Here is a 21,382-nt window from a genome sequence, read left to right on the forward strand (position 1 = left end):
AAAGACTCACTAAAAAGTACAGAATGTTTAGTGTACGCTCAACTCGCTGTGCATGAAAGTGGCTTGTATTGGCTTGATGTTCTAGCCAGCGTTGATGATACTTAGTGCGACGGCTTCCGCTACTTTGATGCCATCAACCCCAGCAGACAAAATCCCGCCAGCATAGCCCGCACCTTCACCACAAGGGTATAAGCCCTTAGTGTTAATACTTTCTAAGCTGTCATCATCACGCTTGATACGGATAGGGCTGGAGGTGCGCGTTTCTACCCCTGTGAGTACGCCATCGGCTAAATCAAAGCCTTTTACCTGTTTTGCAAATTCCGGAATTGCTTCACGGATAGCGCTAATGGCAAACTCCGGTAAGACGGATGCCAAATTAGTCAGGTGTACGCCTGGTTTGTAAGAAGGCGTTACTTCGCCAAACTGGGTAGAAGGCTTGTTTTGCAAAAAGTCACCAATTAACTGCCCAGGCGCTTCGTAATTACTGCCGCCGGCAATGAACGCCTGACTTTCCAACTGGCGCTGTAATTCCATGCCTGCCAGCGGATGACCTGGATAATCTTGCTCCGGTGTGATGCCCACCACAATGCCTGCATTGGCATTACGCTCGTTGCGACTATATTGGCTCATGCCGTTAGTCACCACGCGGTTAGGCTCAGACGCTGCAGCTACTACCGTACCGCCAGGGCACATACAGAAGCTGTAAACCGAACGGCCATTCTTTGCATGATGTACTAATTTGTAATCGGCAGCGCCAAGCTTTGTAAGTAAGTCCTCACTGTAGCTCTTGCCGTATCTGGCTTTATCAATGATAGATTGTGGGTGTTCAATGCGGAAGCCAATTGAGAACGGTTTAGCTTCTATATAAATGCCGCGTTTGTGAACCATTTCAAACGTATCACGCGCACTGTGCCCAACGGCCAGCACTAAGTGGTTGGTCGCAAGGCGTTCTCCAGTTTGTAGCACCACAGCTTGTACCTGATTATTTACAATTTCAATATCATCGACACGGCTCTCGAAGCGGATTTCACCGCCTAGTTCGGTGATGGTTTTACGCATTTCCTCTACCATCCCCACTAAGCGGAATGTGCCGATGTGCGGGTGGCTTACATACATGATTTCTTCTGGCGCGCCTGCTTTTACAAATTCTTGAATCACCTTGCGGCCATAATGTTTTGGGTCTTTAATTTGGCTATAAAGCTTGCCGTCAGAGAACGTGCCGGCACCGCCTTCACCAAATTGCACGTTGGATTCAGGATTGAGTGTACTTTTACGCCATAATCCCCATGTATCCTGCGTACGCTTACGCACTTCTTTACCGCGCTCCAATACAATAGGCTTAAAGCCTGCCTGCGCCAAGATCAGCGCAGCAAAAATTCCGGCAGGGCCGAAGCCTACAATCACAGGTCTGGTCAGCGGCGCAACCTCTGTGGTCGCCACAAATTTATAGCTGGTATCCGGTGCTGGCTTAATGTGCGCATCTTTGCGGAACTTGGCGAGAATTTTTTCTTCGTTCTTCACCTCGACATCTAGGCTGTACACATACAAAATTGCATGCGATTTACGGGCGTCTACACCACGCTTGAAAATCTCAAAATGAATTAAATCGCTTTCTACAATTTCTAAGCGTTTAAGCAATGCTGCTTTTATTTCATCGGTTTGGTGTATCAGCGATTGTGCATTTTCAATCGGGAGTTTGATTTCAGTAATACGTAACATGTGTGGTCACTTTAATAAGGGGAGTGTTTATCTGCCAATAGTGTGATTTTACAGTATGTTGAGCTTAGCGAAAAATGGGATAGTCGCGATTCGCTCGTATTGCCTAAGATAAAGGCAGGTGCCCAAACAGTATTGGGCATGGTGCTAGGCTAGGCTTCAAGGTTGTGTTGCAGTAGCTTTTTTAGCATAGGCACGGTCACCGGTTTTTTCTCGGTGAGCGACCACACATCCAGCGCATCCAGAACCGCCATTAAAGTTGGCAAATCTCGGCGCAGGTAGCGCAGGCAGTACTCAACCACTTCATCCGGCAATTTCATCCCGCGTTCTGTGGCATGCGTTCTCAGTGCTTGGGCTTTTTCCTCATCGGTGAGTGGGTGTAGTTGATAAACCAAGCCCCATGCCAGCCTAGTGGCTAAATCATCACGCAGTTGCATTTGCGTAGGGGCTGCAATGCCGCTAGAAATTAGGATGCCACCAGATGCACGTAGTTGGTTGAATTGGTCAAACAGCGCGATTTGCGCATCCTCATCTAAAGTGTGTGTGTCATCTGCAATAAATAGGGGCAGATTCGATTGTTTAGCCATACGCTCACATGCGTGTAACAAGTGCGATTTTCCACTGCCCTGTGCGCCCCATAGGTAAATAAAACGTGCTTCCTCAGCGTGAGTAAGTGCTTGCTTTAAGCTATATAGCGCTTCTGCATTTTGCCCTTCGATAAAGTTTTCCAGGCTAGGTGGCGGCAGTGGTTGAATGTCCAGCAATAGTTGCTTAGTCGGGGATTTGTAATGAAGATCCGTGCTGTTCATACTGCTAACCTAAGTAAAAGTGACTGCTAAGATATTTTTGTTTGGCATGTCTGAAACCTACCGCAATCGCTGCTGATACCGGTAGTGCCAGTAGTACGCCGGCAAAGCCAAATAGCTGTCCGCCAGCCATCAGTGCGAAAATTACTACTAGCGGGTGCAGGCCAATGCGGTCGCCCACCAGCCATGGCGTGAGCGCCATGCTTTCCACTAGCTGTCCTATGCCAAACACAACCAGTAGCGGGATTAAGTCATGCAGGTTGCCAAACTGCAATACGCCGGAAATGAGCGCCAATGTTAAGCCTAAACCAAAGCCTAAGTATGGGATAAACCCTAACAGGCCAGATAATATGCCGATGGGCAGCGCAAACTCCAGTCCAACTAACCATAAGCCTGCGGCGTAGAAAACGCTCATTAATAGCATGACAGTCAATTGCCCACGTAAAAACTCAGCGAGTACCGCGTCAATATCGGCGCCGATTTCCTGAGTTTTTCCAAGGAGTGCGCGTGGTAATAACGCACTTATTTTTTGTAGGAGAATATTCCAGTCCACCAGCAAGTAAAACAGCACGAGTGGAATGAGTACTAGATTGCCTAGCCAGCCAACCACGGTCATGCCATGGCTACTCAAGCTTAGTGCAATATTTTTGGCAAAATTGCCTGTTGTTTTCCAGTTTTCAGTGAGGATGGCTTGAATCTGTGCGGGATCGATTTCAGCGCTGATGCCAAAGTTTTTTTGTAGCCAAGGCTCAAGGTTGGTTTTAGCAGCATTCAAATACACAGGGATTTTTTGCGATAGTTGCACAAACTCATGCTGTAACAGTGGAATCATGATGAGCAGAATGATGATGAGTACCGCGAATAAAAATAACAGCACGAGCAAGGTAGCTATGGTGCGGCTGAGTTTGAATGAAAATTTAGCACGCTTGTTATTGAATTGAATTGCTTCAATTTTACCCACTAATGGGTTGGCAATGTACGCCAAAATTGCGGCAATCAGGAATGGAGTCAGGATTGGGCTAAGCAGGTAAATGATGCCAAACACTGATAAAACAGCGACCAGCCAAACGGTATTTTTGTGTTTGTTCATTCTGCGCTTTCAGTAAAGTGTGGCTGTTTTGGAAAAGCCTGCGTTTTGAGGCTTTCAACATTTCAGATAACTAAGCATTTCGGTTAAAATAACATTATAACGATAGAACACACTTTTTGTAGAAAGCGAGAACCCCCTTGAGCGCCAATAATTCAGATAAAACTTCAATTAGCTACCGCGATGCCGGAGTGGATATTGAAGCGGGTGATGCATTAGTTGAACAAATTAAACCGTTTGCCAAACGTACCATGCGCCCAGAAGTATTAGGCGGTATTGGTGGTTTTGGCTCATTATTTGCTGTGCCACAGAAATTTAAAGAGCCAATTTTGGTATCTGGTACCGACGGCGTGGGTACTAAACTTAAATTAGCGTTTGAGCTGAACAAGCACGATACCGTGGGTATTGATTTAGTCGCAATGAGCGTGAACGACATTTTAGTACAAGGTGCTGAGCCACTATTCTTCTTAGACTACTTTGCTTGTGGCAAACTGGAGGTTGGCGTTGCAGCACAAGTGATTAAGGGCATTGCCGAAGGTTGTGAGCAATCTGGCTGTGCATTGGTGGGCGGTGAAACTGCAGAAATGCCAGGTATGTACCCAGCGGGCGAATACGACTTGGCAGGCTTTGCAGTAGGCTGTGTAGATAAAGCCAACTTGATTAATGGCACAACCATTGCTGCCGGTGACGTGGTATTAGGCTTGGCTTCCAGCGGCGCACATTCAAATGGATACTCATTGATTCGTAAACTGATTGAAAAATCAGGCATTGATTTTGAGTCAGACTTCCACGGTAAAAAATTCAAAGATGTGGTGATGGCGCCTACCCGCATCTATGTGAAATCTCTATTGAAACTGATTGAAGCGATGCCGGTTAAAGGCATGGCGCACATTACAGGTGGCGGTATTACCGAAAATATCCCACGTGTATTGCCTGAAGGCTTAACGGCAGAAATTCAAGCGTCAGGCTGGGAATTGCCACCGTTATTCCAATGGCTGCAAGCACAGGGCAATATTGTACCGAGCGAAATGTACAAAACATTTAACTGCGGTATTGGCATGGCGATTGTGATGGCTAAAGAAAACGCTGCAGCAGCTAAAGCGCTACTTGAGGCTTCAGGTGAGACTGTGTTTGAAATCGGTCATATCCGTGCACAAAATGCAGGCGAAGCGCCTACTATCGTTGTTTAGTCTGTTGTTAAATCAGTCAGAAAAAACTGCTTCCGCTGTAACAAAAGTAGCGCTGATGCGTTGAGCATGATGTGTCTTAAAATTAAGGAATTTTAGTGATGAATCGAATCAAAGCATGGTGTGTAATATTTTTGGTTGGCATGGGTGTTGCGCTCATGCCACAGGCGGCTTTTTCTAAAGCAAAGCCTAAAGAGGCCGCTGCAAAGTTTACGTTACCAAAAAGTATTAGCGCCACTTACGTGGTGACTAAAAACGGTGACCCATTTGCTAACGTATATGAACAGTTTACCGTTACCAAAAACACCTATACGGTTGAAAGCGTGACCAAAGGTATTGGCGTGTATGCTTTGCTGGGCGAGCGTAAATTAACCAGTACTGGTGAGATTACGGCGCAAGGTCTAAAGCCTAGCCATTTTGAATTGCATCAGGGTAACCAAAAAAAGAAATCATTATTCACCGATTTTGATTGGGCGAAACAAAGTCTGGTCATGACGATTAAAGGTGAGAAAGAAACAGCTGAACTGAAGCCTGGCACGCAGGATTTAGCGAGCTATCCCTATCAGTTTATGTTTATGCGTGCATCGTTAAAAAATACGATTACCGTGCCAGTAACAACAGGTAAAAAGCTGAAGCAGTATGCCTATAAAGTTAGCCCGGAACTCAAAAGCATCGATTGTGCTGGTGTACAGTATAAAACCCTGTACCTGACACCATCTGAGCATGATGGGGCTGAAACCAAAGATCTGTGGCTGGCGGCAGAAAAAAATTACGTGCCAGCGCGTATTCTGGTGATTGATGAAGACGGACACAAACTAGAGCAAACCTTAACTGAGTTGCGTATCCAATAACGCTGGCATGCTGCCACGCTATTTAGCAAGTAATTAAAAATATACAAAGAGAATCAATATGACGCCTAATTTAATTCGGCAAGCTGCAATCGTTTTATCTAATCTACTGACGTTTAGTAGCCCTGCTGATGCGAAGTTAAGTGAGTTTTTTCGTAATAACCGTGACCTAGGCACCAAAGAGCGTGCGTTTGTGGCAGAGAGTGTATATGGCGTATTGCGTCGTCTACGTTTCTTAAGCACAGTGACGGCTAACGATGAAAATGACCCGGATGATGCGCGTAAGTTGATTTTGGCTTGGTTGTTGCGGGTACAAGGCATGAGTATCCGTGAGCTAGAGCCTATGCTGAGTGAACAGCAAAAAGAATGGGCGCATCTGATTAAAGCAAAAGCTACGGATAATTTACCACTAGCGGTACAGGCTGATGTGCGCGACTGGCTGTGGGATAAGCTGGTAGCGCAATACGGCGAGGCTGAGGCCTTAACTATTGCGCGCAGCATGCATGAGCAAGCCACTTTGGATTTACGCGTGAATACCATTAAAGGCACGCGCGATGAAGTGATGGCAAAGTTTATTGCCGAAAATACTTCTGGCGAAACCAATGTGACGAAAACGCCTTATTCTCCGATTGGTATCCGTATGCCTAATCGTATGAATATTGGCCGTCACGTATTGTTTACTGAAGGCAAGATTGAGGTGCAGGATGAAGGTAGCCAGCTATTGGCGCATTTAGTTGCAGTCAAACGCGGCATGATGGTAGCCGACTTCTGCGCAGGCGCTGGTGGTAAAACCTTGGCGATGGGGGCACTGATGCGCAATACCGGCCGCTTGTATGCATTTGATGTGTCTGAAAAGCGTTTACATAACTTAGGGCAGCGTTTAAAGCGTTCTGGCCTGAGCAACCTGAATGCACAAGTGATTAGCAGCGAAACTGACCCTAAACTAAAACGTTTAAACGGGAAGTTTGACCGTGTGCTAGTGGACGCGCCATGTAGCGGTTTGGGCACCTTACGTCGCAATCCTGACCTTAAATGGCGCCAAACTCCGCAAGATGTGGCCGAACTCAATGTTAAACAAACCAATATTCTGGCGCGTGCAGCTAAGCTGACCAAAGTAGGAGGGCGTTTAATTTATGCCACTTGCAGCTTGCTCAGCGATGAAAACGAGCAAATTGCTGAGCAGTTCTTAGCCACCCACCCAGATTTCAAATTGCTGAATGCCGCACAGATTTTGGCACAGCACCAAATTGAGTTGGATACTGGTGATTACCTGAAATTGCTACCGCACTTACATAATACCGATGGTTTCTTTGCCGCGGTATTTGAGAAGTTGGATGCGGCAACTGCGCCAGCGCTAAGTAAAACTAATGAGGCAGAAGCTACTACAGAGGCTGCACCTGCTTTAGAGGCCGCTTCAGTTGTTGAAGAAGCCGCGACAGAAGAAGTGCCGGCTAAAAAAGCTAAAAAGGCAGCTGTCAAAAAAGAGCCTAAGCCTAAAGTAGCTAAAGCGCCAAAAGATGACAGCGTGGTTGAGCCTAAAGTGAGTAAAGTAAAAGCGAGCACGGCTAAAACAAAAGCAGTTAAAGCCTAAAGCCAGATTAAGTCAGATAGGGTAAGATTAAAAAATCTTACCCTTTTTTTATGCAGTAATAGCGCCTCGGCGCTTTTTTCTTAATGTAAAGGCGTTGCAGGATGAAGTGGCCTAGCCTCAATTTACAAATATTATTGGCATCCATCATTGGTGTTGCATTAGGGTTCTATTTTCAGGCGTTAGGGACGCAGCATGCACTGGTGCAAGGGGGGGTGTATGGCGCAGGACTAGTAGGCACACTATTTATTGACCTGCTTAAAATGATACTTGTACCTTTGGTGTTTTGCTCTATCTCCGTTGGCGTTGCTAATTTGCGCCAGCATCAGCAAATGCACAAAGTATGGGTCAGTACCATGCTTTATTTTGTCACAACCATGATGATTGCCATCAGCTTAGGTTTGCTCGCAGCTAATTATTTTGGGCCGGGTAGCGGCATGCATGTGGCAATGTTTCAAGATGCTATGCATGGCTTTGAGGCTAAGCAACTGCCGCTACCTGAGTACTTTGCACAATTTTTACATGGTTTGTTCGTCAACCCGTTTGCCGCCCTCGCTAAAGGTGATGTGTTGGCACTGGTCATGTTTGCGCTGATTTTAGGCGTTGCATTGGTGGTGGGCGGTGAGCGTTTTAATCACCTGCGCACGCTGTTACAAGAGGTGCTGGACGTAACGATGCTGATTGTGGGCTGGGTGATGTACTTGGCACCGCTGGGGATCATGGCGTTGCTGGTTAAGTTAGTTGCGGTGCAGGATATTGCGATTCTGCATACTTTGGCTAAATTTGCCGCAGTGGTCGTAGGCATTACTTTGCTGCATGGTGTGGTGGTGCTACCACTACTTTTATATTTAGTGACGGGCAAATCACCATTGTGGTTCTTTCGCGGCAGCCGTGAAGCGCTGTTAACAGCGTTTGCTACCAGCTCAAGTACTGCCACCCTGCCCGTCACCATGCGTTCCACCTTACAGATGCAAGTAAAACCGGAGATCGCGGGTTTTGTCGTACCGCTGGGAGCCACTATCAATATGGATGGTACGGCGTTGTACGAGGCCATTGCCGCTATCTTTATCGCTAACTTGATGGGCGTAGAGTTGAGCCTAGTACAGCAGATGATCGTGTTTTTTACGGCGATGATTGCTGCGATGGGCGCACCTGGGATTCCTAGTGCCGGCATGGTGACCATGGTGATGGTGTTGCAGTCGGTGGGTTTGCCTGCTGAGGCGATTGCTATTTTGCTGCCGATAGACCGCTTGCTAGACACTGTGCGCACTAGCGTAAATGTGCAAGGTGATATTATCGGCAGTTTAATTGTGCAGAAACTGACGATGGACGCACCACATTAAGCGGTTGGCTTAATCAGTGCATGCAGTACTTAAGTTGATGTTATTAAATGGGTGGTTATGCTGCATGCCTGCACAGTGTATTGTTAACGCGGTGGCTCAGTATGCTGGCGGCGTGCATGTAGTTCACTGATCCAGCCGATTAGCAATGAGTAGGCCGAAGGCACCACCACTAACGTCAATAAGGTAGAAGAAATCATGCCGCCTATAATAGCAACGGACAGTGGCTTATTGGTTTCCGAGCCAGCGCCTAAGCCCATTGCTGCCGGCAGCAGCGCTAAAATGATGGTGAGCGAAGTCATTAATACTGGACGTAGACGTACCGGGCAAGCTTCACTCAACGCTGCATTAATATGTGCTTTGTTAATTATTTCGCCGCTTTCTCTCACTTTATCTAATAGTTGATTGGTCAAATCAACAAGCAGAATTGAATTCTTCGCTACTAAACCAATGAGCAGCACTAGGCCAATCATGGAGTACATGTTGAGACTGTCACCGGAAATCAGCAGCGCAATCAGGCCGCCGATAATGGCCAGTGGTTGAGCTAACATCACCAGTAAAGGTTGCAGGAAAGAGTTGAACTGGCTGGCTAGCACCATGTAAAGCAAAATAAACGCGAGCAGGAACACAAACTGTATGTTCTTAAAGGTTTTGCCAAACTCTTCAGCTTGGCCTGTCAGTCTCAGTGTATATTCCGCCGGCACAATAGTAGCTGCAGTTGCTTTGACTAAATCTACGGCCTCGCCTAATGGCATATTCGGATTAGCATAAAAATTAACGGCGTACTGTAAATCGTAGCGACCAATCACTGCAGGTCCTAGCTCCTGCTTAAACGTTGCCACCGCATCAAGGCGTACCAGTTCACCGCTTTCACTACGCAGGTAAATTTTGCTTAAATCCTGTACGTTATTTAAATCACCCTCAGCGGCTTTAATGCGGATGTCATAGCGTTGCCCATCGCCTGCGGCTTCATTGTATTTTGCTACATTAATGCCCCCGGCATATAGGCTGATGGCCGTGGCAATCTCTTGTGCATTCAAGCCCAGTGTCGCTGCGCGTGCGCGATCAATATCTACATTGAGTTGCGGTAAGTCGAGCTGTACGTCTACGTCTACTCTACCCATCGCAGCATTGTTGCTAAGCGTTTGTTGCAACAGTTTGGAGATGCGGCCTAGTTCTTGTAGGTTATTGCCAATTAAGTTGAACTGGAGTTTTTCTGAGCGTTGCCCACGCACCACAGAGGGTGGCGCTGCCATGGCGCGAGCGCCGGGAATCTGATCCAGTTCGGTTTTGAGCTCTTTAATCAAGCTTTGCTGGCTTTTGGCGCGCAGTTCTTTCGGCTTGAGTCGTACATTCACACGCCCCTCATTTACCTGTCCGCGTGAGCCGGTGCCGATGGTAGAGAAATAGCTATCTACTTCACCTGGATGGTTTTTTAAAATGCTTTCAACCATCTGTAGCCTAGAGTCAGTGTAGTCTAGGCTAGAGCCCAATGGTGTTTTCAGGCTGATACTAAAGCTGCTTTCGTCTGACTCCGGCACGAAATCTTTTTCTACATATTTGAGTGTCAGGTAGCCAGATGCCGCCACGAATATGGCGGTGAAGATCAGTACAAAGCCGCGATGCTTCAAGGTAACGTGTAGTAGTTTTTTGTACTGGGTATCCAAATAATCCAAGCCGCGTCCTGTGAGGCGGTACACGGCGTTTTCTTGATGTGTGACGCTTAAGTAGCGCGAGCACAGCATAGGTGTGAGCGTGAGCGATACGAAGAGTGATACCAGTACACCAAAAGTGACGACCACGGCGAAAGATTTGAAGAACATGCCGATGACGCCACTCATAAAAATTACCGGTGCAAAAATACAAACCAGAGATAAAGATGAGGCTAGTACGGCAAAAACGACTTCATTGCTGCCATGTCTAGTGGCTTGAGAGCGAAACAAGGCTACTTTAGCAGGGTTCTTGAGGTCTGCTGGGCTCAGTGCCTCGCCCACCTCTCCTGACATATGACGCAAAATGCTTTCCCGCACCACAATTGCATCGTCTACCACCACGCCGATTAGTAATAGCAGTGCCAGCAAAGTCATGCTGTTAAAGGTGTAGCCGGCAAAATACATGACCGCGATTGCGCCCAGCAGGGATACAGGAATCTCCAGACAAATCATCACAGTAGAACTGAACGAGCGCATGAAGATCAGTACAATTAAAGCAGCGAACAAGGTGCCTTCCACCAAGTGCTCCTTCAGTGACGCTACTAATTGATTGATGAAGATCGAGTCATTGGTTGAAATCTCCAGACTCAGCCCCGGCGGCAGATTGGGGCGTATATCCTGTTCTAGCCTGCGTTCTACCTCTTTAATAATTTCTACGGTGTTGGCATTGGCGATCTTCACCATGCCTAAACCCACAGTAGGCTTGCCATTGTAGCGTGCGATTTGACGATTGTCGGTCAGCCCGTCTTCAATGTTTGCTACATCGCTAAGGCGAATTGGCATGCCGTCTTTGGTGCTAACAATTAATGCAGATAGCGTTTTTATGTCATGAAATTCAAGGTCGAGCTTTAATAGCTGTTCAGCTTGTGCGCTGACCAGAAATCCACCCGGCAGTTGAATGTGCTCGCGGTTGAATGCATCCACTAAATCATTGGCACTCAGTTTGTAGGCGGCCATGCGCTCCGGGCTTACATTCACGCGAATCACGCGGTCACGGCGTCCGCCGATGGACACCTCACCTACACCGTTAATTGTTTCAAATTTCTTTTTTAGTACATTATTGGCATAAAGGTTGAGTTGTTGGATGGTGCGGTCACCGCTCAACGCCAGCCAGATGACGGCTGATGCATTAGTGTCAACCTTTTGGATAGAGGGTGGATCCGTGTCTACAGGCAGGCGGCGTAATACCTGATTGACTTTAGCCTGCACCTCGTTATATGCGACATCAATATTTTTATCTAAAGCAAACGTAATACTGATGCTGGAAACGCCAGGAGAAGATGACGATTGAATATGCTCAATGCCAGGCGTGGTGTTGATGGCAGATTCAATGATGCTGGTGATACTGGTGTCCACTACATCGGGATTTGCACCGCGCAGGGTGGTATTCACCATGATGACCGGGAAATCGATTGCCGGTAGGCGGTCTACCCCGATACGGTTATATGCGATAATGCCAAACAAAACGATGACGCCAGATAGCATCCAAGCCAGTACATGGCGTTTAATAGAGAGTTCAGGTAGCGTCATGGGGTATTCGGTTTAAGGTTTATGGTGTGGCAGATTTATCGGCAATTTTGATTGGCGCTTTGTCAGTCAAGAAGCCCGCCCCATCGACCACCACAACATCATTCACTTGTAGGCCATCGGTGATTTCAACGAGTCCGTTTTGGCGTGCACCCGTCGTGACAACGGTTTGCTGGACTTGTTTGTCTTTCACCACATAGACCACTTGCCCTGCCGGACGTAGCACCACGCATTGCTCGGGCACCATCATGGCACCGGCACGCTCCGCTAAAATAACACTGGCGTTCACGCTGGCACCAGCCTGCCAGCCGGCCACATTTTTGACATCGGCAATCACAATAATGCTGCGATTGCTGGCTGTAATCAATGGTTTTAACTCTCGAATCACAGTTTCAACGCTGTTGTTGCTGGTTGGGGTGGTGAGTCGTAGCTTTAAGCCAGCCTTAAGCTGTGAGCCCACGCGTTCAGGGAATGGAATGTAAGCACGTAGTAGTTTATTAGAAATAATCTGCACGATAGGATCGCCAATTTTTACGTACTCGCCAGTGTCTACAATCTTCTTTTCCACCACGCCGTCAGTAGGCGCAAAAATTCTTGTTTTGCCTGTACTGTTGCGGATGGTGTTGATGCGTGCTTTAGCTGCGACTAACTGTTCTTTTAATACTTTTTGATCCGCTAGGCTGGTGTCCACCGCATTTTGCGAGATGAACTTTTTATCAACCAAGGCTTGATTTCTGGCAACGGTTTTAGTCTGGTTAGTGAGCAGCGCTTCAATTCTTGCTACTTCAGCTTGTGCTTCACGTTCTTGCAGGTTGAATTCGGTAGGGTCTAGCGTTGCAATGAGCTGGCCTTGTTTCACCGTATCGCCAGGGCTTACATATACTTTAATAATACGCGCGGCGACTTCTGCCGTCAGTGTCGGGTCAACCAAACCTTCTAGTGAGCCGATACCGTCCTCAGTCATCTCTACCTGCGCATTCTGCACTGTTGTCACAGTCACCAAGGTGGGCTTAGGGCCATTTTTATTCGCCTGCTGTTTATCGGCGTTTTCATCTTTTGCACCGCAGGCAAATAGTATGCCGGTGAGTAGCGTCAATACGGTCAAGCTAAAAAATCTTTGCATAAAATTGGTAGTGGTTAATGATGATGGTGAGTTAATTTTTTCCAGTCAAAATAAGGACCTGGGTCGGTTTTTCTGTCTGGCGCAATGTCGGAATGCCCTACTATAGCTTGAATTTGGTAGCTATTGTTGAGGCAGGCTACTAATTTATTGAGTGTATGGTACTGCGCCTCTTCAAAAGCCTCAAAGTCAGAACCTTCAAGCTCTATTCCGACTGAAAAATCATTGCAACGTTCACGCGTTTGCCAATTAGATTTACCTGCATGCCAAGCCCGGTCTAAACAAGACACAAACTGTATCAGTGTGCCATCACGCCTGATTAAAAAATGAGCAGAAACTTTGTAAGTATGAATCGTTGCGTAATACGGGTGCTCATCAGGGTTAAGTTGGTTGGTGAATAGCTCAATAATCCCATTGCCTCCATATTGGCTGGGTGGCAAGCTAATGTTATGAATCACGATTAAACTGATTTCGTTTTCAGGGCGGGCATCAAAGTTGGGCGATGCGATTTGCTGTGCCTGCGCCACGAAACCATCACTATTTATCACGTAATTTTCTATCATTGCTAATTTTATGCTGAGTTCAGTTTAAAATGCCAACATTAATGATGTGACGCTTGAAATAAAAGGCGCTTGAAATAAAAAGGAAAGTTAAATGGTATTTTTAGAACTGTTACTGATGCTCGTCGTGATTCTAATCGCGGCAGAGGTGTTTACTAATGCACTTGAGCATTTGGGTGAAAAGCTTGGCATCTCCGAGGGGGTGACTGGGTCTTTATTCGCGGCGGTAGGCACTGCGTTGCCAGAAACCTCTGTGCCTTTGCTGGCACTGTTAGCGGGTACACAAAATGCTGCCACCAATGAAGAGATCGGAGTAGGTGCTATTTTGGGTGCGCCACTGATGTTGGCTACGCTTTCTATCTGTTTGATGGCCGTATCAGTTTGGCGCAGTAGAGGGACGAATGGCCACCTCCGTCCTGAGCGTACAGGTTTAGCTCGTGACCTTAGTTTCTTTATTGCAGCGTTTAGTTTTGCTGCGATTGCGATGTTTGTACCACATAGTTTAAGTGCAGTGCGTTATGGCTTAGGTTTCTCTATGGTCATGATTTATTTCGTCTACGTGATGTTGACGCTGCGTGCATCAAAAGCGCTGGTCGAAGATGGCCACGCGACGGAAGCTGGTGGCGATATGTTTTTGTGCAAGCTTGGCCTGCCTAATAATATGGTAATCATATTTGTGCAGTTGTTCTTAGGCTTAGCGCTCCTAGTTGGAGGTGCTAAAGGTTTTATCGGTGGCGTAGAAGAAGCTTCACACCTGTTAGGTATTTCAGCCCTGCTCCTATCACTGTTAATTATTCCTATTGCCACAGAGTTGCCGGAAAAAGTGAATAGTATTTTATGGATACGCAAAGGTAAGGATACCTTGGCTTTTGGCAACATTACTGGTGCTATGGTGTTTCAAGGCACGTTGTTGCCGGCAATCGGTATTATGCTTACGCCATGGGAGCCGCGCCGTGAAGTGTTGTTGGGCATTGTATTAACCCTCGTTGCCGCTATCTGGTTACGCTATCTGGTACAAAAAGGTGGCTTGCGCGTTTGGCATCTGTTGGTGAATGGCGCTATTTATGTAACGTACCTATGCTTAGTACTGGCCTAGGTTTGGTGTTTGCTTAAACTGATGGTGTTGCTGCTGTGCTGATGACGGTGCAGCAGCCATTGGTGTTACTGCGTCTAGACTCAGCTTTCTTCTGTATCCGCTTCTAAATCTGTATCGGTTTCTTTTGATAGGCCTAACTTGGCAAGTCGGTAGCGTAAGGTGCGGAAAGTCACCCCAAGCAGTTTTGCCGCGGCAGTTTTGTTGTGGTTGGTTTTATCCAAGGCTTGAATAATGGCCTTTTTCTCTATTTCTTCCAGATAATCAGTCAAGTTGATTTCACTGGTGTTGCTGCTACCAAACATTGGGTTTGCACTAATTGCAGGGGTATCGGGGTTGCCTTCCGTTAATACGTCCTCTACGACGATGGTTTGGCCGTCACATAGTGCTAAAGCGCGCTCTAACATGTTTTCCAGCTCGCGCACGTTGCCTGGAAACGCCAAGCTGGCAATATACGCCTGTGCTTGTGCATCAATTTTTGGCGTTGCAATGTGCTGAGCCTGACACAGTTTATTCAGCAGCATCTCGGTAAGCAGTGGAATATCTGCCGGTCGGTTACGTAGTGCTGGCATCTTGAGTTGAATCACATTGAGGCGATAGTACAGATCTTTTCTAAATTGACCTGCATCCATCATTTCGGTTAGATTTTTGTGTGTGGCACTAATGATGCGCACATCCACAGCATCTTCATTTGTGCCGCCCACCATGCGTACTTTCTTCTCTTGAATCGCCCGTAGCAGCTTTACTTGCATGGCGAGTGGTAAGTCCGCAACTTCATCTAAAAATAATGTGCCACCGTTAGCCGCTTGAAATAACCCTTCTTTATCTTGGTTCGCACCGGTAAACGCACCTTTTTTATAGCCAAAAAACTCACTTTCCATTAAGTTTTCAGGAATTGCACCGCAGTTCACTGCGATAAAGGCACCATCGGCACGCGAACTGTTCTGGTGGATGAGTTTTGCCGCCAACTCTTTGCCGCTACCGGATTCGCCACTGATATAAACCGGTGCCTGACTGCGCGAGACTTTTGCAATCATCGTGCGTACATACTGAATCGGCTCAGAATTGCCAATCATGTCCAGGGTATTGGGTTTGCTTTGGCTGGATCTTGCGCTGAGTTTAAGCGCAGACTCAATCACGGGGCGTAACTGTTTGAGTGAAATGGGCTTGGCTAGATAATCAAACGCGCCGGCTTTGAGTGCACATACTGCGTTGTCCGCACTGGCATGAGCGGTGATAACGGCAACCGGCAGGCCGAAATGAAATTCATTGATATAGTTAACTAAGTCTAATCCGGTGCCGTTCGGCATTTGCATGTCAGTGAGGCATAGGGCATAAGTGCGTAATTTCAGCATGGCCTTGGCCTCTTCAACGCTGCTCGCGCTAAAGGTTTCAACATCCATGCGCTCCAGCGTCATCGCTAATAGTTCGCGGATGTCTGTCTCATCATCAACAATTAAGCAGCTAGGTCTTTGTTGCATACTAAAAATATGGCCCTTAGTTAATCGTTTGTAACTGCAGTATGAATGCGCTACCGGTGTCTAGCTTTTGGTACTTTAAGCGCGAGCTATTAGCCTCTGCAAGCTCGCGTGAAATATACAGCCCCAGGCCGTTCCCTGTTGTTTTGGTTGTATAGAAAGGCTCAAACAGTTTGCTGCGATTTTCTTCTGCCACGCCTTCACCGTCATCGATCACCTCTAAGTTTAAACCAGCACGCCCATTTTTTGTACAGTTTAACTTTAAACTGCCCATCTGTTTATGGCTATGCTCCCAGCCATTTTTACACAAGTTCCATAAAATCTGCATCAGATGGCGTTGGTCATAAGTCACAAATAATGCATCTTTAGGCAGGTTAATCTGAAAATCTGATTCAGGTATTTTCTCTACGGCACAAAATTGCGTGTAAAAATCGAAAATAAATTGATTAAGCGCCAGCCTCTCCTGATTGGTGCGGTCGCGACGATTGAGCTCCAGTACATCTTTAATGATTTTATCAATGCGTTGTATATTATCTGCAATGATTTGCAGCATACGATTATTTTGCGCACCAAAGTTTTCTTCTTGCAGTAATTGCGTGGCGTGGCTGATTGCACTGAGCGGGTTGCGAATTTCGTGTGCAATATTGGCGGTTAGGCGGCCGAGTGCTGCCAGTTTTGATTGCTGTGCCGCTGACTGGATTTGGCTCCAGTCCTGAATAAACACCACCGCGCCGTGCAGGCGAGTATCGCGGCTGATAGGTTCGAATCTGAGTTTGAGTTCTTTGTTGTTAATAGAAATAATCAGGTGCTCGCTTGCGCTATCTGCATGCATCCAGCGGTTAAATGAATGGGCGATTTCGATGGCGCTGTCATTTAATTTAACGGTTTCACCGTCATCGGTTGGTGTGACAGTCAGTAGCGAGGTGGCGGCTGAGTTATGGTGGCGAATATTCAGGTGCTGATCCATGACAATAACGCTATCTTGCATTTCTTCGGTAATCAGCGCGTTTACTTGCGCTAGGTTTTCTAAGTCAACGCCACGGGCCGAGGCGAGCGCCTCACTTTGCAGAATGCGCTTGGCAAAGCTGTAGCCTAGCCAGGCCGTCGCAAAACAGCTCAAGCTTAGCATCACCGGTTGACTGTACACCGAAACGGGCAGATCCCATTTTGCGATTTGGTAGCTTTGCTCCAGCAGTAGGCCTATGGTGGCAATGGCGGCATAGAATAAGGCTAGACGGCCATTGCTGATGAGGCTGGCGGTAACGATAGTGATAATCAGCAGTAGCCCTAAGCCGCTTTGCATGCCGCCGGCCGCATGCATAATGGCAATGATGAAAAGTATATCAATGATAATTTGCACCGGATTAAAAAATACCAATGCGGAAGATCTGATCGGCGCCACAATCAATAGCGTGAAACTGAACAGTGAGTAGGCTAGGGATAAGCTAAAAAACAATGAGGCATCTTGCATTTCACCCCAGTTCTTTTGCCCAATATATAGCGAGAATAATACAAAAATTAGGCTTAAAATTAGCCTGAATACATTAATAATACGAATAGTGCGCGCCTGAAGTGATAGTTCACTCTGCGAGCTAAGGTGTTGATGAGGCATGAAGTCAATCATTGGCGTATCTATACATGTTGCGTATGCATCTTCAGTTAATCGACAATTGCAGGCTTATACATCTGATTTAATGTGTGCCTGAGAGCAGTAGAATTTACCCTCTACTAAAAACGCCTCAGACCTAGGCAAGTGCACATGGCATTGATCGCATTCCACCATGTTCTCAATATTCGCTTCTACCGCTTTGTTGTTCTCTGCGGTTCGATTCGCCTTGGCGTTGAGGTTGCGCTTGATCGCCTGGATGACGAGCCCAATCACGATAGCCCAAAAAATTAGTTTCCACATAATGAACGTTACTCAAATCTTAAATGGTTAAGTTCAGATTGTAACTAAAAGTGCAGGCTATGTAGCATTTTAATACGTGCTATTCCTTTGCCTTAGTTGTTTTCATTGATTGCTTAGATATTTACCTATGCAGCCGCTAAAGTACTTTGCTTCTGGGTTCAAAATTTGAGTCACGGGCTAAGCCCGCCTGTGGCAGAGCTAGCGGAAAATACAAACCTGATATACTGTGTGCCTGAATATGAGGTGCACTTACGCACATGATTTGGTTAACAGTATAAAATACCAACCTAAATATGGCGTCAAATATCTAAACATGGCAACACCCAAGGAACTTTCTGATTTTCTCGCAGCAGCGGAGCGGCGTGCATTTAAGCAGACGGCTTATGCTGTCCGCGATGATCATGCGGCATTAGATATCGTGCAAGATGCCATGATGAAGCTTGCAGATAAATATGGTGCCCAGCCTGTGACAGAGTTTCCTATGCTGTTTCAGCGTATTTTGCAAAATACGATGCGCGATTACTGGCGCAGGCAAAAAGTGCGCAACTTGTGGACTACGCTGTTATCAGCCTTTGGTGGCGGTGCCGATGATAATGAAGACCGCGATCCTCTAGACACCATTGATGTGGGCGATGATAGCGAAGAGCCATCGGTACAAATCGCACGCAGCCAAACCATACAGTTAATTGAGCGAGCATTAGAAAAATTACCAGCACGTCAACGAGAAGCATTTGTGTTGCGTTACTGGGAGGAGATGGATGTCGCAGAAACAGCAGAAATCATGGGATGCTCCGATGGCAGCGTTAAAACGCATTGTTCGCGAGCGGTACATGCGTTAGCTATAGAATTGCGCAAACAGGGGCTAGATAAAATAGGTTTGTCCAATGTAACATTGAACGAACCGAAATGATGGCTCGAAAGAATAGGAGCGAGCAATGAGCGCGAGTGAAAATAAATATATCGATCAGGCAACGGCTTTGGATGCTAGCGTTGAGGATCAGATTGCACGCAATATGGTTGAGTTGCTAAATAGTCACGCCCAGAAGTTGCCGGAAGCTCAAGCGGCGCGTTTGGCTGATGCGCGTAGTTTAGCTATAGGCAGATTAGTGAACCGGGAAGCACAGCTAGCTGGCCATAGCCTGCACAGGAATGGTCATGCTTTGCAATGGCGCGGAGGACGTTGGGGGCATTACTTTGAACAGCACCGCATACTATCTGCGTTGTTGATTATAGGGGTGATGTTATTTGCACTTTTTGCTGTTCAGCAGTTGAGTGTTAGTCATCAAATGGAAAATAGCGATGCATTCTTGCTGGCGTCTGATTTGCCACCTGAAGCATACGCAGACAAGGGATTTACTGCATGGTTGGATACCAATTGAAGCTGAAGAGCCTAATTTTTGTATTGGCATTGCTTGTCTATGGAGTTTCAGTTGCTAATGCTGCTGATGTTTCTTGGTCTGAGCTGAGTGATGCACAACGTAAAGTGTTAAATCCTCTAGCTTCTGAATGGGATACTTTGCGTCCGTGGCAACGAGAAAAAATGCTGGATATAGCCAAGGACTACCCGAAAATGAATGCTGATAAGCAGGCCTTGGTTAAGGAGCGTTTGACCAACTGGAGCCGCATGACGCCTTATGAGCGTGAGAATGCACGAAAGAGGCATCAGCAGTTTAATGCGTTGTCCACAGATAAGAAAGCTGAGCTGCGCAAAAAATGGCTGGAGTATCAAAAGCTACCTGAGTCTGAGCGTGCAAAGTTGCGTGCGGACTCGCCAGATACTTACACTGATGCTGATTTAAATTAAAGCTTGAATCAAAACTAAGCTTCACGCTGAACAAATTACACATAAGCTTTACATGCACACTCAAGAATCTGCCGTCATTTCATCAAAACCACAGGCACCTAGCTTGCTTAAGCTGAGTGCCTGTTTGCTCTATGAGTTGCTGACTATCGTCGCTTTATGTCTGGTGCTTGCAGGGCTATTCTATGCGCTATTTGGTGATGCCACTGAGGGTGTTAAGCACTTATTACAGCAAATGTTTTTATGGGGAATGCTCGGTGCGTATTACCTTAGGTGCTGGATAAAAACTGGCCAGACGCTCGCGATGCAGGCTTGGCATTTAAAGGTCGTTACGCAAAATAACGCGCCTCTGCCTATGTCTACTGCATTGGTGCGCTATCTATTAGCCAGCTTAAGTTTAGTGCTGTTTGGTTTAGGCTTTGTATGGGCCGTAGTAGATAAAGATCGATTGTTTCTGCACGATCGATTGCTCAAATCCAAAATCATCGTGGTTTAACACGACACTACCGTATCAGCCTGCGAGTAATGGGGGCTGATTCTACCTTTTATCAATATGGTGCAGCATCGCTAGCCCACCAAACAGGAATAAAGCAGTTGGCGTGATAGCACTAAATGCAGGCGCCCAGTCGTTTAATAAGCCTAGATGCACAAAGGTCTGGTTAAGGGTCTGGTATAAAATACCCAGCATGATACCGATAAATATTTTAGTACTGGCGCCAGTCGAACGCTGCTGAATAAATGCGAATGGCAGCGCGAGAATCACCATGACTAGGCTAGCTAGCGGGTAAACTAATTTACGCCATAATGCCATTTTATAGCGCGTGGTTTTTTGTTTATTAATGGCTAAATGTTCAATGTAGGCATATAAGTTCCATGCTGACATTTTTTCTGGCAGGACCAGTAGTACATTCAATAGCTCTGGGCGTATCAGCGAGCGCCATGTGGCTTTATCCAGATGCTGTACGTAGTTGCTGTCTTTATCGAGGTGGGTTTGTGACACTGATTTTAAATGCCACTGTTCATCTTCAAACAGTCCTTTATGCGCATGGCTGACAGTGCGCAGGTTGAATTTGTCATCGAACTCGTAAATATGAATATTGAGTAGTGTGGTGTCCGCCAGTACTTCTTCCACGTTTACAAAGCTGTGGCCATCTTTGACCCATAAGCCAGATTTGAAATCCTGCACAATCACAGAGTCGGTGGCTTTGATACGTATGCGTTGCGCCATTTTTTCACTGAGCGGTGTAATCAGTTCGCCGACAAAAAAGGTGAGGATAGCAAATACCATCCCTATTTTAAGTAGCGTGACAGCCAGGCTGTAAACTGAGATACCACTCACTCTTAGCACGATTAACTCCGAGTAGCGCGCAAGCTGCCCTAAGCTGTACATGCAGCCGACAAGCACCGCGACAGGGATCACCTCATAGACATGACCTGGTGCGCTGAGCACCACAAACAAGATGATTTTGCTCAAGCCATAGTTACCTTGACCCAGGCTTTCCAGTTCTTGTATTAAATCAAAGAATGAGAACATGGCAATCAGTGCCAATGTAATTAGCAGTACATTGACGGTGATTTCTTTGAATAAATAGCGGGTAATAATTTTCATA

At 46.6% G+C, this 21,382-nt stretch carries 19 protein-coding genes; 9 read left to right on the top strand and 10 right to left on the bottom strand.

Annotation, left to right across the window (positions count from 1 at the left end; all coding sequences use genetic code 11):
* Positions 1-81: 81 nt before the first annotated feature.
* The 3 genes from C3Y98_RS03335 to C3Y98_RS03345 form a co-directional block, all read right to left on the bottom strand.
* Positions 82-1,719 (bottom strand): NAD(P)/FAD-dependent oxidoreductase, encoded by a 1,638-nt coding sequence (locus tag C3Y98_RS03335; protein ID WP_135276682.1) that lies wholly within the window; start codon positions 1,717-1,719, stop codon positions 82-84.
* Between the two features lie 149 nt (positions 1,720-1,868).
* Positions 1,869-2,525, bottom strand: a complete 657-nt coding sequence (locus tag C3Y98_RS03340) for an HdaA/DnaA family protein (protein WP_135276683.1) — start codon at positions 2,523-2,525, stop codon at positions 1,869-1,871.
* Between the two features lie 4 nt (positions 2,526-2,529).
* A complete protein-coding gene (locus C3Y98_RS03345) occupies positions 2,530-3,612 on the bottom strand; it encodes an AI-2E family transporter (protein ID WP_135276684.1) in 1,083 nt (360 codons plus the stop codon).
* 137 nt (positions 3,613-3,749) lie between these two features.
* On the opposite strand from C3Y98_RS03345, the gene purM reads away from it, so the two are divergent.
* From purM to C3Y98_RS03365, 4 genes are all read left to right on the top strand, one after another.
* Positions 3,750-4,799, top strand: coding sequence for a phosphoribosylformylglycinamidine cyclo-ligase (purM, locus tag C3Y98_RS03350; protein WP_135276685.1), 1,050 nt, complete (start codon positions 3,750-3,752; stop codon positions 4,797-4,799).
* Between the two features lie 98 nt (positions 4,800-4,897).
* Positions 4,898-5,647 carry a DUF3108 domain-containing protein gene (locus C3Y98_RS03355; protein ID WP_135276686.1) on the top strand — a complete coding sequence of 250 codons (750 nt, stop codon included), beginning with the start codon at positions 4,898-4,900 and terminating at the stop codon, positions 5,645-5,647.
* Between the two features lie 58 nt (positions 5,648-5,705).
* Positions 5,706-7,235, top strand: coding sequence for an RsmB/NOP family class I SAM-dependent RNA methyltransferase (locus C3Y98_RS03360; protein ID WP_135276687.1), 1,530 nt, complete (start codon positions 5,706-5,708; stop codon positions 7,233-7,235).
* 101 nt (positions 7,236-7,336) lie between these two features.
* Positions 7,337-8,575: a dicarboxylate/amino acid:cation symporter gene (locus C3Y98_RS03365; RefSeq protein ID WP_135276688.1), complete on the top strand. Its 1,239-nt coding sequence runs from the start codon at positions 7,337-7,339 to the stop codon at positions 8,573-8,575.
* 83 nt (positions 8,576-8,658) lie between these two features.
* Here the strand turns inward: C3Y98_RS03365 and C3Y98_RS03370 are convergent, their stop codons facing one another.
* From C3Y98_RS03370 to ampD, 3 genes are read right to left on the bottom strand one after another with little or no spacing between them, the layout of a single operon-like run.
* Positions 8,659-11,814, bottom strand: a complete 3,156-nt coding sequence (locus C3Y98_RS03370; protein ID WP_135276689.1) for an efflux RND transporter permease subunit — start codon at positions 11,812-11,814, stop codon at positions 8,659-8,661.
* A gap of 19 nt (positions 11,815-11,833) precedes the next feature.
* Positions 11,834-12,916, bottom strand: coding sequence for an efflux RND transporter periplasmic adaptor subunit (locus tag C3Y98_RS03375; RefSeq protein ID WP_245234305.1), 1,083 nt, complete (start codon positions 12,914-12,916; stop codon positions 11,834-11,836).
* A 32-nt stretch (positions 12,917-12,948) separates the two neighbouring features.
* Positions 12,949-13,494: a 1,6-anhydro-N-acetylmuramyl-L-alanine amidase AmpD gene (gene ampD, locus C3Y98_RS03380; RefSeq protein ID WP_135276691.1), complete on the bottom strand. Its 546-nt coding sequence runs from the start codon at positions 13,492-13,494 to the stop codon at positions 12,949-12,951.
* 91 nt (positions 13,495-13,585) lie between these two features.
* Between ampD and C3Y98_RS03385 the strand changes: the two genes are divergently transcribed.
* Positions 13,586-14,587, top strand: a complete 1,002-nt coding sequence (locus C3Y98_RS03385; RefSeq protein ID WP_135276692.1) for a sodium:calcium antiporter — start codon at positions 13,586-13,588, stop codon at positions 14,585-14,587.
* Between the two features lie 80 nt (positions 14,588-14,667).
* Here the strand turns inward: C3Y98_RS03385 and C3Y98_RS03390 are convergent, their stop codons facing one another.
* The 3 genes from C3Y98_RS03390 to C3Y98_RS03400 form a co-directional block, all read right to left on the bottom strand.
* Entirely contained in the window at positions 14,668-16,065 is a 1,398-nt protein-coding gene (locus C3Y98_RS03390) for a sigma-54-dependent transcriptional regulator (RefSeq protein WP_135276693.1), read from the bottom strand.
* Between the two features lie 16 nt (positions 16,066-16,081).
* On the bottom strand, positions 16,082-17,674 hold the full coding sequence (locus C3Y98_RS03395; RefSeq protein WP_245234306.1) for a sensor histidine kinase: 1,593 nt from the start codon (positions 17,672-17,674) through the stop codon (positions 16,082-16,084).
* Positions 17,675-17,740: 66 nt separating this feature from the next.
* A complete protein-coding gene (locus C3Y98_RS03400) occupies positions 17,741-17,971 on the bottom strand; it encodes a PP0621 family protein (protein WP_135276695.1) in 231 nt (76 codons plus the stop codon).
* A gap of 313 nt (positions 17,972-18,284) precedes the next feature.
* Between C3Y98_RS03400 and C3Y98_RS03405 the strand changes: the two genes are divergently transcribed.
* The 4 genes from C3Y98_RS03405 to C3Y98_RS03420 are packed head-to-tail and all read left to right on the top strand — an operon-like array spanning position 18,285 to position 20,268.
* A complete protein-coding gene (locus C3Y98_RS03405) occupies positions 18,285-18,881 on the top strand; it encodes an RNA polymerase sigma factor (protein WP_135276696.1) in 597 nt (198 codons plus the stop codon).
* 25 nt (positions 18,882-18,906) lie between these two features.
* Complete coding sequence (locus C3Y98_RS03410; RefSeq protein WP_135276697.1) at positions 18,907-19,350, top strand: DUF3619 family protein; 444 nt, start codon at positions 18,907-18,909, stop codon at positions 19,348-19,350.
* Positions 19,332-19,775 carry a DUF3106 domain-containing protein gene (locus C3Y98_RS03415; RefSeq protein WP_135276698.1) on the top strand — a complete coding sequence of 148 codons (444 nt, stop codon included), beginning with the start codon at positions 19,332-19,334 and terminating at the stop codon, positions 19,773-19,775. Before C3Y98_RS03410 ends, C3Y98_RS03415 begins: the two co-directional genes overlap by 19 nt.
* 52 nt (positions 19,776-19,827) lie before the next feature.
* The gene (locus C3Y98_RS03420; RefSeq protein ID WP_135276699.1) at positions 19,828-20,268 is read left to right on the top strand and encodes an RDD family protein; all 441 of its coding nucleotides are present in this window, start codon (positions 19,828-19,830) and stop codon (positions 20,266-20,268) included.
* Positions 20,269-20,310: 42 nt separating this feature from the next.
* Here C3Y98_RS03420 and lptG read toward each other — a convergent pair whose 3' ends face one another.
* On the bottom strand, positions 20,311-21,381 hold the full coding sequence (gene lptG / locus C3Y98_RS03425) for an LPS export ABC transporter permease LptG (protein WP_135276700.1): 1,071 nt from the start codon (positions 21,379-21,381) through the stop codon (positions 20,311-20,313).
* Between the last annotated feature and the right edge of the window lies 1 nt (position 21,382).

Source organism: Methylotenera oryzisoli, from assembly GCF_004661485.1.
GTDB lineage: Bacteria > Pseudomonadota > Gammaproteobacteria > Burkholderiales > Methylophilaceae > Methylotenera > Methylotenera oryzisoli.